Origin of the sequence: Pseudoalteromonas sp. Scap03, assembly GCF_013393115.1 — a bacterium.
Classification (GTDB): Bacteria; Pseudomonadota; Gammaproteobacteria; order Enterobacterales; family Alteromonadaceae; genus Pseudoalteromonas.
In genome coordinates, this window is record NZ_VDEU01000001.1 from 684,579 (window position 1) to 698,231 (window position 13,653).

The 13,653-nt window shown below is 40.7% G+C and carries 11 protein-coding genes; 10 read left to right on the forward strand and 1 reads right to left on the reverse strand.

The window, feature by feature from the left end:
• The first annotated feature begins 8 nt into the window (after nucleotides 1-8).
• The 10 genes from FHG08_RS03155 (at nucleotide 9) to FHG08_RS03200 (ending at nucleotide 10,858) form a co-directional block, all read left to right on the forward strand.
• Nucleotides 9-668 carry an SCP2 domain-containing protein gene (locus FHG08_RS03155; RefSeq protein ID WP_178956766.1) on the forward strand — a complete coding sequence of 220 codons (660 nt, stop codon included), beginning with the start codon at nucleotides 9-11 and terminating at the stop codon, nucleotides 666-668.
• 17 nt (nucleotides 669-685) lie between these two features.
• Nucleotides 686-2,287 (forward strand): ubiquinone biosynthesis regulatory protein kinase UbiB, encoded by a 1,602-nt coding sequence (ubiB, locus tag FHG08_RS03160; protein ID WP_178956767.1) that lies wholly within the window; start codon nucleotides 686-688, stop codon nucleotides 2,285-2,287.
• Between the two features lie 79 nt (nucleotides 2,288-2,366).
• On the forward strand, nucleotides 2,367-2,627 hold the full coding sequence (tatA, locus tag FHG08_RS03165; RefSeq protein ID WP_178956768.1) for a Sec-independent protein translocase subunit TatA: 261 nt from the start codon (nucleotides 2,367-2,369) through the stop codon (nucleotides 2,625-2,627).
• Nucleotides 2,628-2,632: 5 nt separating this feature from the next.
• Complete coding sequence (tatB, locus tag FHG08_RS03170) at nucleotides 2,633-2,965, forward strand: Sec-independent protein translocase protein TatB (RefSeq protein ID WP_178956769.1); 333 nt, start codon at nucleotides 2,633-2,635, stop codon at nucleotides 2,963-2,965.
• Nucleotides 2,966-3,013: 48 nt separating this feature from the next.
• Entirely contained in the window at nucleotides 3,014-3,754 is a 741-nt protein-coding gene (tatC, locus tag FHG08_RS03175) for a twin-arginine translocase subunit TatC (RefSeq protein ID WP_008108549.1), read from the forward strand.
• A 1-nt stretch (nucleotide 3,755) separates the two neighbouring features.
• Nucleotides 3,756-4,265: a hypothetical protein gene (locus FHG08_RS03180; protein ID WP_138609540.1), complete on the forward strand. Its 510-nt coding sequence runs from the start codon at nucleotides 3,756-3,758 to the stop codon at nucleotides 4,263-4,265.
• The gene (locus FHG08_RS03185; protein WP_178956770.1) at nucleotides 4,265-5,050 is read left to right on the forward strand and encodes a TatD family hydrolase; all 786 of its coding nucleotides are present in this window, start codon (nucleotides 4,265-4,267) and stop codon (nucleotides 5,048-5,050) included. Before FHG08_RS03180 ends, FHG08_RS03185 begins: the two co-directional genes overlap by 1 nt.
• On the forward strand, nucleotides 5,050-6,909 hold the full coding sequence (locus FHG08_RS03190; RefSeq protein ID WP_178956771.1) for a diguanylate cyclase: 1,860 nt from the start codon (nucleotides 5,050-5,052) through the stop codon (nucleotides 6,907-6,909). Before FHG08_RS03185 ends, FHG08_RS03190 begins: the two co-directional genes overlap by 1 nt.
• A gap of 12 nt (nucleotides 6,910-6,921) precedes the next feature.
• A complete protein-coding gene (gene hemB, locus FHG08_RS03195) occupies nucleotides 6,922-7,929 on the forward strand; it encodes a porphobilinogen synthase (protein WP_138609534.1) in 1,008 nt (335 codons plus the stop codon).
• 265 nt (nucleotides 7,930-8,194) lie between these two features.
• Nucleotides 8,195-10,858: an ExeM/NucH family extracellular endonuclease gene (locus tag FHG08_RS03200; protein ID WP_178956772.1), complete on the forward strand. Its 2,664-nt coding sequence runs from the start codon at nucleotides 8,195-8,197 to the stop codon at nucleotides 10,856-10,858.
• A 310-nt stretch (nucleotides 10,859-11,168) separates the two neighbouring features.
• Here FHG08_RS03200 and fusA read toward each other — a convergent pair whose 3' ends face one another.
• Nucleotides 11,169-13,253, reverse strand: a complete 2,085-nt coding sequence (fusA, locus tag FHG08_RS03205; RefSeq protein ID WP_138609530.1) for an elongation factor G — start codon at nucleotides 13,251-13,253, stop codon at nucleotides 11,169-11,171.
• Between the last annotated feature and the right edge of the window lie 400 nt (nucleotides 13,254-13,653).

Below are 13,653 nucleotides of genomic sequence, written 5' to 3' on the forward strand. Positions count from 1 at the left end.
AGTAACTTATGGCGCTTGAAGAACACAGTAAAGAACAACCGGCTGCAGGCAGTTTTTTTATGCTACCGAGCTTTGTACTTTCGCTTATTGAGCAAGTATTAAATCAAGCACTTAAACTCGATCCGAGCTTACTCGATAAACTAAAAACGGTAGAGCATCAGCGCTTATTAGTTGAGGTTAGAGACTGGCAGCAAAAAATAACCATTACTTATGCCAATCAGCAGCTACATCTTTACACTGCATTCGAACATGCTGACGCTGATTGTATGATCAGCGCCAATATAGATACGTTGTTAGCACTGAAAAACCCAGCCATGCTGACTCAACTTATTCGCCAAGATAAGCTTGATTTACAAGGTGATTTAAACATAGCCCAAAGCTATAGTTCAGCTTTTTCAAGTGTAGATATTGATTGGCCAGAGCAACTAGCCAAGCATATTGGCGACGCGCCTGCACAACAACTTTATTTGCACTTGCAGTCGCTTAAGCAGCAAGGTAAAAAAGCAAAGTCTCAGCTCGACAGTACTTTTATTAGTGTGTGCCAAGACGAACTGGCAATCACCATTCACCCATTAGAGCTTGAGCAATTTAAACAACAAAATAGAGCACTAAAAGGCCAAGTTGCCGCCATTGAGCAACGTATTAACGCCCTAATTAAAGCCCTTTAACGCGCTAAGGATTTTTTGTGTCAACTGCCCGACTGTATTACATAACTAAAACCCTGCTTAGCTTCGGACTTGATGAGCTTATACCTAAACACAAAGTACCCTGGTTTGCTAAAATCGCACGTGGCAGCTTGTTTTGGTTACGCAATCAACACAAAGATAAACCCCCAGGCTTAAGACTTCGCTTAGCTCTGCAACAACTTGGCCCTGTGTGGATAAAGTTTGGCCAAATGCTCTCAACTCGACGCGACTTATTACCTCATGATATCGCATTGGAGTTAGCCTTTTTACAAGATCAGGTAGAACCGTTTGAAGGTGAATTGGCACAGAAAATCATCGAAACAGCATTAGAAATAGATAATATTAGCCAGCTATTTAGCGACTTTTCACAAACACCTCTGGCATCGGCTTCAATTGCTCAGGTGCATACAGCTACCCTTGTTGATCCTCAAGGTGAACCGCAAGATGTTGTTATTAAAGTTATACGTCCTAATATTGAACAGCAAATAAATGCCGACTTAGCACTAATGGAAAAATTAGCTAAGGTTGTTGGTAAGTTAATTAACGAAGCCAAACGCTTACGCCCTGTAGAAGTGGTTAAAGAGTATAAAAAAACATTACTCGATGAACTTGATTTAATGCGTGAGGGCGCTAATGGTATTCAATTAAAGCGTAACTTTGAAGGTTCAGAATCACTTTATATCCCTGCAGTATACAGTGACTATAGCCGCAGTAATGTTCTGGTTATGGAACGTATTTACGGTATTCCGGTGTCAGATACTGAAGCATTGATGGCACAAAACACCAACATGAAGTTATTAGCAGAGCGCGGAGTAGAGGTATTTTTTACCCAAGTGTTTCGCGACAGTTTTTTTCATGCGGATATGCATCCAGGCAATATTTTTGTCTCCCGCGAACACCCGCACAACCCTAAATATATTGGTATTGATTGCGGTATTGTGGGAACACTCAATAAAGAAGATAAACGCTATTTAGCTGAAAATTTCATTGCCTTTTTTAACCGCGACTACCGTCAGGTAGCACAGCTACATGTTGATTCAGGCTGGGTACCACCTGATACCAGCATTGAAGAGTTTGAATTTGCTATTCGCACCGTTTGCGAACCTATTTTTAATAAACCACTGGCTGAAATATCATTTGGTCATGTATTGGTTAACTTATTTAATACCGCACGTCGTTTTAATATGCAGGTTCAACCACAGCTCGTATTACTACAAAAAACTTTGTTATATGTTGAGGGCTTAGGTCGCCAGCTATATCCACAACTGGATTTATGGAAAACAGCAAAGCCATTTTTAGAAGACTGGGTTAAACAACAAGTTGGTCCGCTGTCTGTGCTAAAGCAAATGTATGCAAACTTACCGTTTTGGGCAGAAAAAATGCCTGAACTACCCGATTTAATTTATCAAAATTTAAAGCGAGCACCACACTCTCACGTACCTGCAGTTAAAGTTTCACATAAACCATTGGTTTTAGGGTTGTTTAGTAGTGCAGCGATGATTGTCTCAGCTTTATTTTATTTACAACACAACTTAATCGCTGCTGGCGTTGTCTTAAGTTGTGCTGTTATTGGCTTTATAGCGGCTTGGCGCTGCGCATAAACTAAGTGCTATTTGCCGCTTTGGGCGTATAATCAGCACTTAACCTTATTATTTTATGGCTTAAAAGCAGGAGAAAACCATGGGTTTTGGTGGTATTAGTATTTGGCAATTATTAATTGTACTTGCAATCATTGTACTTTTATTCGGTACGAAGAAACTACGCGGTATAGGTGGTGATTTAGGTGGCGCAGTAAAAGGCTTTAAAAAAGCCATGTCTGATGACCAAAATACTGAGAAACAAGCCAGCGAAGATAAAGCGGAACAGATACAAAATTCAGCAGAGTCAAAACCTGCCGATATAAATACAACTGACAAAACCAAAGACAACAACAAGGTTTAACCAGCATGGGAATGTGGGAGCTTGTTGTGGTATTTATTGTCGGCTTGGTGGTACTTGGACCAGAACGCTTACCTGTTGCTATTAGAACCGTAAGCCGCTGGGTAAAAACAGCCAAAGCAATGGCTAACTCAGTAAAAGCGGAAGTAAGTGAAGAGCTGCGTGTAAACGAGTTACATGAAAACCTAAAAAAAGCAGAGCAACAAGGTCTTAAAGATTTAAGCCCTGACCTACAAAACTCTGTTTCTGAGCTGCAACAAGCAGCGCAATCAGTTACTCACAGCTATAAAAAAGATCAAAGCCAAGCCACTAATAACCAATCAACAGATGACTCTAAGTAATTATGGCACTCTCTTTTTTCATGCGCTTAATGCAGGGTATAGAAAACAATGACTGAAGAAGTAAAGTCAGGGTTTGTCGCTCATTTAATCGAATTACGTGACCGGCTGATAAAATCACTATTAAGTATTTTAGTGATATTTATTGGTTTGGTTTACTTTGCAAACGATATTTATACGTTTGTGGCGGCTCCTTTAGTCGCTCATTTACCTAGTACTGCCACTATGATAGCAACAGATGTCACCGCGCCATTTTTTGCCCCCTTTAAACTTACGTTGTTTGTTGCTTTATTTGCTGCGATCCCTTGGATTTTACATCAAATTTGGGGATTTATAGCCCCCGGTTTATATCAGCACGAAAAGAAAATGCTCATGCCCATATTAGCTTCCAGTATTTTCTTATTCTATGGTGGCATAGCTTTTTGCTACTTTGTAGTACTGCCAATTATTTTAGGGTTTTTCACCAGTGCAGGTCCTCAAATGATGACCCTAGCACCGGATATCAGTAGCTATTTAGGCTTTGTACTTAAGCTATTTTTTGCTTTTGGTATTGCATTTGAAATCCCAGTTGCGATTATGTTGCTTTGTTGGAGTGGTGCAACAACCACACAAAGTCTAAAAGAGAAACGCCCTTATATAGTGGTCGGTGTATTTGTTGTGGCGATGTTTTTAACGCCACCCGATGTGCTATCACAAACCTTATTAGCATTGCCTATGCTGCTTTTATTTGAGCTTGGCTTAATTTTAGCTAAATTTTATACCGCAAAACCACAACAAGAATCTGAGGAATAATATGAATAAGCATTTACTTTCTTTACTCGCTTTAGCAAGTGTACCGGTTTTAGCCGCAACTCCTATTAATGAGCAAGCGTTACAAGCCTGTAGTTTTATTGAAAACGATTTTAATCGTTTACTATGTTACGACAACACTATCGCGGGAAAATCACTCACTCAACCAGCGCATAAACAACCACAACAATCTGTTAAAGCTAATGTAAAAGCTGACACGGCTGTCGCAACAGCACCTGTGGCTGCCAAGGCAAAAGAGTTTGGTTTAGAGCATAAAAACATTACTAAGAATACTGAAGAAACAATTTCATCAACAATAGCTAATGTTAAAAAAGCCCCTTATGGTGAGCTAATTATTACCTTAGAAAATAATCAGCAATGGCGTCAAATTGGTTCAGATAGATTAAGTCTAGACAAAGGTGACACTGTTACTATTAGCCGTGGCGTATTCAACTCTTTTTTACTTAAAAAAGCAGATCAAAACCGCTCAATTCGTGTAAAACGTACTCAGTAATGCAATACACGTTAATTGATGCTGGCGTAAATTTAACTAATCATCAATTTGATGGTCAGCATCAAGAGGTGCTCGCGCGGGCAAAAGAGGTCGGCGTTAAGCATATGCTAATTATTGGCTGCGATATAAGTTCAAGTGAGGAGTCATTTATACTTGCTGCACGCTATGGTCAATATGCTAGCGCTGGTATTCACCCTCATGATGCAAAAACAGCAACCTCTGAACTTGAACAACAGCTCACTAAACTCGCACAAAATGAGCAAGTTATTGCAATTGGTGAATGCGGACTAGATTACAATCGTGACTTTTCTCCAAGAGATGTGCAGCGTGATGTGTTTCGTCGTCAGCTCGCATTAGCTGAAAAGCTAAATCTGCCAGTTTACTTACATGAACGTGATGCCAGTGACGACATGCTTGCTATTTTAAATGAGTTTACTGTTCGCGGTGTACTGCACTGTTTTACTGGTGATGCACAAGCACTTGCAGGTTACTTAAACCTGGGTCTTTATATTGGTATTACCGGCTGGGTATGTGACGAACGACGCGGCAAAGAATTACAACAACTGATCCCTAGCATTCCCATTGAGCGTTTATTAATTGAAACCGATGCACCCTTTTTAATCCCTCGCACTGTCAAACCTAAGCCAAAATCAAGACGTAATGAGCCAGCATTGCTGCATTATGTTTGTGATACACTTGCTCAGCTTTATGGTGTTTCTGCTTGTGAAGTGGCAAAACATACGAGCGACAACTTTAACCGCTTATTTGGATTAGAGAAAAAATAATGCGAACCTTTTGCGCTTTGCTGGTATTCATTATGGTGTTTTATGCATCCTGTTTTCCTGCAAGTGCAATCGAGATAAATAGCGAATTTAATTCAAAAAAAATAGAAGATATTCATTATTCGTTTGCTCCTACCTCATTAGAAGATGCACGACAAAGTAATTTACAAGAATGGCTGCTACTTAATAATAAGCCACTTAATTTAGGCCTTGAGTCTCGACCTGTATGGATTCAATTTAAAATTAAAAATCAGTTATCGCAGCCGCTAATGCCCTTACTGTCACTAGACAACCCTCTTTTGAATGACGTTTCCCTTGCTCACTTTATGGGTGATAAACTACTCACATCAACTCATATAGGTGATACGCTTGCGCTTTCGCAAAGAGTAATCAAGAGTGAGTCTTTACTAGTCAAGTTAACTCTTCCCGCTAACAGTGAAACTACTGTGTACCTTAAAGTTAATAATGATTCAGGTATTGGGCTGCGCGTACCATTAACACTGTGGCAGCAAGACTCGTTACTAGCTTATAAAAGTATGGTGAATTTACTTTATGGATTACTAATTGGCTTTATTTTTTCTTTAGCGGTGAGTAGTCTGGTTTTATTTGCTTTTTCACGTAAACATTATTTTGCTTACGCTGGTTTAATTACGTTAATGCTCGGCTTCTTTTTAGCTTACTTAGGCGGATTTGGATTTCGTTATGCACCCTCAAACATAGCAGACCTACAACAGTTAATGCTGCCTATTTTGCTGATGCTGATCACGATATCGTTTCTTCCTTTACAGCGCCATGTTTGCACCGCTATTGAGTCTAATTTAGTAAAAGGGCAAACAATAATTACCGCACTATACGCATTAATTATTTTACTTATTTGGTTGCTTCCTACTCCCAGCGTAGCTTTATTTGCTATTTTGAGCATCCCTGTAATTTTAATTTATCATGTTGTCACAACGTTATTTTATTTACGTAAAAATCCCACTAGCCCCAATAAATCGCTCTTAATGGCACTTGGGTTCTTTTTAATTGTGGTTATTCATTTTTCCATTGCGTTAACAGGCTTCTACACTGTTACAAGAGCGAGCTTAATGCTCACCTTTGCAGCGTCTTTAGGTTGCTCATTTTGTCTAAGCTATACCGTCATAAAATTGTTTATATTGCAACGCGATGAGCAAGTAACAGCACAGCAAGCATTGATTGCACAAAGCGCCGCACAAGATGCGCTATTAAATGAGCGGATCGAATTACAAGAGCGCACCCGCCAAGAGCTTGAAAGCCAAGTAGATGAACGCACCTTTGAATTACAAGTCACACTTAGAGAGCTTGAAGATAAAAACCATGAACTTGAACAACTCAATATGGAAGATGCGCTAACTGGCATTAAAAATAGACGTTTTTTTGATAAAAAGTTACTTATGGAAATTCGTCGTTCGCGCCGTGAACAAACACCATTGAGTATTATTATGCTAGATATCGACAAATTTAAATCAATTAACGATAACTATGGCCACTTAACCGGCGATCAAGTTATCAGGGCGGTATCTGATACCATTAAACAACAGCTTAAGCGCCCACTTGACGAAGTAGCGCGTTATGGTGGTGAAGAATTTGTCATTTTACTACCTAATACTGATAACCCAGGTGCACTGATCATTGCAGAGCAAACACGCCTAGCAATAGCAAATAATACTGTAAATGTAGCAGGTACAATTATCGACTTTACCATTAGTGCCGGTGTTTATACCCAAATTGCCGATGACATTCATAACCCTGAACTATTTACTGATTATGCCGATAAGGCACTCTATTTAGCAAAACAACATGGCCGCAATCAAGTGGTTAATTTTTCAATCCCACAGTAGGAGCGTATACTTATGGCCCAATCTGGACTAGACCTTTTCCCATATACTCGCATGCGTAGAATGCGCCGTAACGATTTCTCTCGTCGCCTTATGGCTGAAAATCAGCTGAGTATTAATGATCTTATTTATCCTGTGTTTGTGCTTGAAGGTAAAAACCGCCGTGAAAGCATTGAATCAATGCCCGGTATTGAACGTTTATCAATTGATTTACTGCTAGAAGAAGCTAAAGAACTGGTAGATTTAGGCGTCCCTGCGCTCGCTATTTTTCCTGTTACTCCTGCAGATAAAAAGTCTCTACTCGCTGAAGAAGCTTATAACGATGATGGCTTAGCTCAAAGAACAGTACGCGCATTAAAAGAAACCTTCCCAGAGCTTGGCGTGATCACCGATGTTGCACTTGACCCATTTACAGTGCATGGTCAAGACGGCATTATTGATGATGCAGGCTATGTGATTAACGACGTCACTACCGAAATTTTAGTTAAGCAGGCGCTATCACATGCAGAGGCTGGCGCAGATGTTGTTGCCCCATCAGACATGATGGATGGTCGTATTGGTGCAATTCGTGAAGCTCTTGAAGCCGATGGCTTTATTCATACCCGCATTATGGCCTATTCTGCAAAGTATGCGTCAAGCTACTATGGTCCATTTAGAGATGCTGTCGGTTCTGCGGGTAACTTAAAAGGCGCTGATAAAAAAACATACCAAATGGATCCTGCCAACTCTGATGAAGCAATTCGCGAAGTGGCACTTGATCTTCAAGAAGGCGCTGACATGGTAATGGTTAAACCTGGTATGCCATACCTTGATATTGTTCGCCGTGTTAAAGATGAGTTTGGTGTTCCAACATTCGCTTATCAAGTAAGTGGCGAATATGCGATGCATAAAGCCGCTATTGATAACGGCTGGCTAAGCGAAGAAGCAACCATAATGGAGTCTTTATTAGCATTTAAACGCGCTGGCGCAGACGGCATTCTGACTTACTTTGCTAAGCAAGCTGCTCGCTATTTAAATAAATAATAACGACATATTGATATAAAAGGGCTTTATTGCCCTTTTTTATGTTTAAGGGCAGCACATATTTGGCATTTTTACAGCGTTCCCTATTTATGGGAAGTAATCACACTACATAGGTTCTGCCTTACCTAAAACCAAACACCCACTGTACATTCAACCTCAAAAATAACAAAAACCAAGTTTGTTAACATTCTGTATTCTATTTGTAATCATTTTTCATTACACTAAGCGTCCCATTTGGGGAAACAAAAACACGGGAAAAATAATAATGTTAAAAACAAAAATAACGCCTTTGGCGCTTGTATTAGCAAGCCTAAGTGCACCCGCTACCGCTAACCTCGTTATATCTGAGTACGTAGAAGGCAGTAGCTATAATAAAGCAATAGAACTATTTAACAATTCGACAACCCCACTGTCATTAGATGGCCATACCCTTAGCCTCTATTCAAATGGCAGTACAGATGCAAATAATACATTCGATTTAACTGGCGAACTTGCTGCAAATAGCACCTACGTGATTGTTAATGGTAATGCATCAGCAGAACTAAAAGAAAAAGCTGACCAACTCAGCGCCGTGACTAACTTTAATGGCGACGATGCACTGGTACTTACACAAGGCTCTGTGGTTATTGATAGCTTTGGCCAGCGCGGTGTAGACCCTGGTTCATTTTGGTCAGAAGGGGGCGTGAAAACACAAAATAAAACATTACGCCGCAAAGAAACTGAATTAAATGGGCGCACTGACGCCGATGATAGTTTCAACCCAAGCGAGCAATGGCTGCAATTTGAGCAAGATGACTTTAGTGATTTAGGCATATTTGCAGGAAATTCTTCACCTAACCCTGATCCAGACCCAGAACCTGAAGAGCCTTTATTATGTGGCGCTGAAAAAACATTAATTAGCAGCATTCAAGGCGAAGGCACAAGCAGCCCACTAGTTAACACTGTGGTTGAGTTTGAAGGTGTAGTAACAGCTGATTTCCAAGCAGATGATCAGCTCAAAGGCTTTTTTGTAAATTCACTTAATAGTGATGAAGATGCAAACCCACTTACCTCTGAAGGGGTATTTGTTTACTTTGCCACTACGGATGTTAATGTGGGTGATCACGTTCGCGTACAAGGTACTGTTGAAGAGTATTTTGATGCCACCCAAATTGGCAATGTTAGTCAAGTTGCTATTTGTGATACCGGCCTTTCAGCTTACCCAACTAAAGTCACTCTGCCCGTCACCGAACCAAGTGAATTAGAAGCGTTTGAAGGTATGCTGGTTACCTTAGAGCAGCCGCTTATTGTTACTAACAATTATGGTTTAGGTCGCTATGGAGAGCTAGAACTTGCCACTGAACGCTTATACCAAGGTACTCAAGTTGCACTTCCTGGCGCGGCTGCGAATGCGGTTGAAGCACAAAATCTAAATAAAAAAATACTCTTAGATGATGGCTCAACTCGTCAAAACCGCGATCCTATCGCTTATCCTGTCCCTGGGTTATCAGCAGAGAATACTTTACGCACAGGCGATACAGTAAATTCTGTAACAGGTGCGCTAGCTTACAGCTTTAGTACTTACCGTATTCACCCAACAACAACACCTCAGTTTATAGCAACCAATCCACGCACCGATGCACCAGAGTTAAACCCTGACGCTGATTTGCGTGTTGCCAGCTTTAACGTACTTAACTACTTTAATGGCGATGGCCAAGGTGGCGGTTTCCCAACTAGCCGTGGTGCTGATTCAGAAGCCGAGTTAATTCGTCAACAAGCCAAGCTAGTCAGCGCTATCAGTGCTATGCAAGCAGATGTGATTGGCTTAATGGAAATTGAAAATGACGGTTTTGGCGAATTTAGTGCTGTTGCTAGTTTAGTAAATGCACTTAATGACGCTGATAGTCAAAATCAATATGCATTTGTAGACTTTGGTGTTGATAAAATAGGCACCGACGCTATCACTACTGCACTTATTTACCGTGCGGATAAAGTGCAGCAAGTGGGTACTGCAGCAATTACTACCGATGCGCCTTTCGATTACAGTAACCGTGCACCTATTGCACAAAGCTTTAAATCTTTAGAGACAGAAGAAGTCTTTACTGTTGCGGTTGCTCATCTTAAATCTAAAGGTGGTTGTAGAAGCGCAACTGGTGGCAATGCTGATCAAGGTGACGGTCAAGCATGTTGGAATGAAATCAGAACTGCTGGCGCAAATGCATTTGCTGATTGGTTAAATAGTAAACCAACAGGGGTTGATGATGAAGATATCATTCTTGTTGGCGACATGAACGCGTATGCAATGGAAGATCCTATCCGTGCATTTGCTGATAAAGGCCTTAAAAATGTGGTTGCTGAGCTAGATAGCAACACTTTAGGTTATTCTTACAGCTTTTCTGGTCGTGCAGGAAGTTTAGATCACGCCCTAGCAAGCCCGAGCTTATTAAGTAAAGTAGTGAGCGCCAGTGATTGGCATATTAACGCCGATGAACCTATTTCACTTGATTATAATGTTGAATTTAAATCTGACGCACAGCAATCAAGCTTGTATGCTCAAGGACCTTACAGAGCATCAGATCATGACCCTGTTATTGTCGATATTCGTTCAACTATTATCGCGCCACCTGAGCCAGAACCTGAAGTAATTATTGGCGAAATTAATAATATTGGTGGCTGGTTTTGGTGGAAAAGCTACAGCTTTGAAATCCCGCAAGGTTACGACGAGTTAACCGTTAGCCTTGAAGGTGGCTGGGGTGATGCAAACTTATTTGTACGCCACAAAAGAAACCCAACGCTTTTCAGAAAAGATTGTGCTTCAATTAGCCTAGGTAATAGTGAAAGCTGCTCTTTTACCAATCCACAAGAAGGTAAGTGGCGAGTGCGTGTAAACGGCGCCATTCCTTTTGGTAATGTTAAGCTCACTTATAAAGCAACCAAGTACGTAGATTAATATCACATTGCTATTAACATAAAAAAGCCGCACTAGCGGCTTTTTTTATAAACAGCAAAAACACTTATACTCATTCACTTAATTAAGTGAGTTATATTAAGAACAGGAAAATTGTGTCGATAACAAAGCAAAAATTTCGTTTTTAATTATTTTTGTTGAGAAAACTTTAACGCAGCTAGCCTCTGGTTTATCCCCTCAAAATGATTAAGTCTTATTGCCGGTTGGTATTGATAGCATTCACCTGCTTGCAAACTTCAGACAATAAAAAACCCGCAACAAGTGCGGGTTTTTCAAAGAGTTAAAGTGCTAATTACTTAGCAGCATTTTTCTCTTTTTCTGCAGCGATTACAGTGTCAGCTACGTTTTGTGGACATGCAGCGTAGTGTGAGAACTCCATAGAGAACTGACCACGACCAGATGTCATTGTACGTAGTGAACCGATGTAACCGAACATTTCTGATAACGGTACGTCAGCTTTAATACGAACGCCTGTTAAACCAGCTTCTTGATTGCTTAACATACCACGACGACGGTTAAGGTCACCGATTACATCACCAACGTGATCTTCAGGTGTGAACACGTCAACTTTCATGATTGGCTCAAGAAGTTGTGCACCCGCTTTAGGGATAGACTGACGGAAAGCGCCTTTAGCAGCGATTTCGAAAGCAATTGCAGATGAATCCACGGCGTGGAAGCCACCGTCGAAAAGCTCAACTTCAACGTCAAGTACTGGGAAGCCAGCTAGAACACCTTCACCCATCATTGACTTAAAGCCTTTCTCAACTGCAGGCCAGAATTCTTTAGGTACGTTACCACCAACAACTGATGAAGTGAACGCGAAACCAGAACCCACTTCGCCTGGCTTGATGCGGTAATCGATTTTACCGAACTGACCAGAACCACCAGATTGTTTCTTATGCGTGTAGCTATCTTCGATTTCACGAGTGATAGTTTCACGGTAAGCAACTTGAGGCTGACCAACGATAAGGTCTACGCCGTAAGTACGCTTAAGGATATCTACTTTGATATCTAAGTGAAGCTCACCCATACCTTTAAGGATAGTTTCGCCTGAATCTTCATCAGTCTCAACTTGGAAAGATGGATCTTCTGCAACCATTTTACCGATAGCAACACCCATTTTCTCATTACCGCCTTTATCTTTAGGCTGTACAGCAATCGAGATTACTGGAGTTGGGAAAACCATTGGCTCTAGAGTTACTGGGTGCTTAGGATCACATAGAGTGTGACCAGTTTGCACGTTCTTCATACCAACGATAGCGATGATATCGCCCGCTTGTGCTGAAGTAAGCTCTTTACGCTCATCTGCTTGCATCTCAACCATACGGCCAACACGCTCAGTTTTACCAGTAAACGCATTAAGGATTGTGTCACCCTTGTTAAGCTTACCAGAGTAGATACGTACGAAAGTTAATGCGCCAAAACGGTCATCCATGATTTTGAATGCAAGCGCTTTGAAAGGTTCGTCTGCAGATACAATTGCATGCTCGCCGTTTTCGTTACCTTCTTCATCCATAAGAGGTTGAGGATCAACTTCTGTAGGTGCAGGTAAGTAATCAACAACAGCATCAAGTACTAATTGCATACCTTTGTTTTTGAATGCAGAACCACAGAACGTTGGGAAGAAAGCAAGGTCACGAGTACCTTTACGGATACAACGCTTGATATCTTCAACTGAAGGTACTTCACCTTCCATGTACGCTTCCATTAGGTCATCGTCTTGCTCTACAGCAGTTTCGATAAGCATCTCATGGTATTCTTCAGTTTTTTCTACCATGTCTGCAGGAACGTCTGTGATTTCGTAGTTTTCTGGAAGGCCAGTGTCATCCCATACGTATGCTTGCTTGTTTAAAACATCAACAACACCAACAAAATCATCTTCAATACCGATTGGTAAAGTCATGATAAGTGGAGTAGCACCAAGTACTTTTTGTACTTGCGCTGTTACACGGTAAAAATCAGCACCCATACGGTCTAATTTGTTTACGAAGATAATACGTGCAACACCTGACTCATTCGCGTAACGCCAGTTAGTTTCTGATTGTGGTTCAACACCACCAGAACCACAGAATACACCCACACCGCCATCTAATACTTTAAGTGAACGGTAAACTTCAACTGTGAAGTCAACGTGTCCAGGAGTATCGATAACGTTAAAGCGGTGATCTTTCCAGAAACAGCTTACTGCCGCAGACTGGATAGTAATACCGCGCTCAGCTTCTTGATCCATGAAATCGGTAGTCGATTCACCATCATGAACCTCACCTGTTTTGTGGATAGTACCTGTAAGCTTTAGGATACGCTCAGTAGTTGTGGTTTTACCCGCATCAACGTGCGCGAAAATACCAATGTTTCTGTACTTCGATAAATCTGCCATTAATTTTACTCTTAATAAAGTCGATAAATTATTCGGCGGGAGTATAGCATTACTTAAAGCGAACATCACCATAGAAGTCGCTTAAAATGCAATCAATTTATAAAAAACTTGCTTTAAAGATATTTCGAGGTAAGAGATGGACTTAAAAGGGGCTTGTTATAAACCGTATTTAAACGACTTAAGCCTTTATCAGCGTTATTGTTGAACATTAAAAGTGCCATTAAGTGGTGGTATGAAGCAAATACAACTTTTTTGTCATATGCATTTTATTAGTAAAGTAACCCAAAACTCATGGTTTTAACCTTGTTGCTAATAACTAAATTGCCTGCTGTTTTGGCTTTAATTTCTAACAAAGCCAGGTCAGTTATTACTTTATAGATACAGGCAACACCGGTTAGTG

What these genes read in the sequence shown, in the direction of transcription:
- FHG08_RS03155 (WP_178956766.1), top strand. Translation starts at nt 9, where the DNA reads ATGGCGCTTGAAGAACACAGTAAAGAACAACCGGCTGCAGGCAGTTTT.
- tatA (WP_178956768.1), top strand. Translation starts at nt 2,367, where the DNA reads ATGGGTTTTGGTGGTATTAGTATTTGGCAATTATTAATTGTACTTGCA.
- tatB (WP_178956769.1), top strand. Translation starts at nt 2,633, where the DNA reads ATGGGAATGTGGGAGCTTGTTGTGGTATTTATTGTCGGCTTGGTGGTA.
- tatC (WP_008108549.1), top strand. Translation starts at nt 3,014, where the DNA reads ATGACTGAAGAAGTAAAGTCAGGGTTTGTCGCTCATTTAATCGAATTA.
- FHG08_RS03180 (WP_138609540.1), top strand. Translation starts at nt 3,756, where the DNA reads ATGAATAAGCATTTACTTTCTTTACTCGCTTTAGCAAGTGTACCGGTT.
- FHG08_RS03185 (WP_178956770.1), top strand. Translation starts at nt 4,265, where the DNA reads ATGCAATACACGTTAATTGATGCTGGCGTAAATTTAACTAATCATCAA.
- FHG08_RS03190 (WP_178956771.1), top strand. Translation starts at nt 5,050, where the DNA reads ATGCGAACCTTTTGCGCTTTGCTGGTATTCATTATGGTGTTTTATGCA.
- hemB (WP_138609534.1), top strand. Translation starts at nt 6,922, where the DNA reads ATGGCCCAATCTGGACTAGACCTTTTCCCATATACTCGCATGCGTAGA.
- FHG08_RS03200 (WP_178956772.1), top strand. Translation starts at nt 8,195, where the DNA reads ATGTTAAAAACAAAAATAACGCCTTTGGCGCTTGTATTAGCAAGCCTA.
- fusA (WP_138609530.1), bottom strand. Translation starts at nt 13,253, where the DNA reads ATGGCAGATTTATCGAAGTACAGAAACATTGGTATTTTCGCGCACGTT.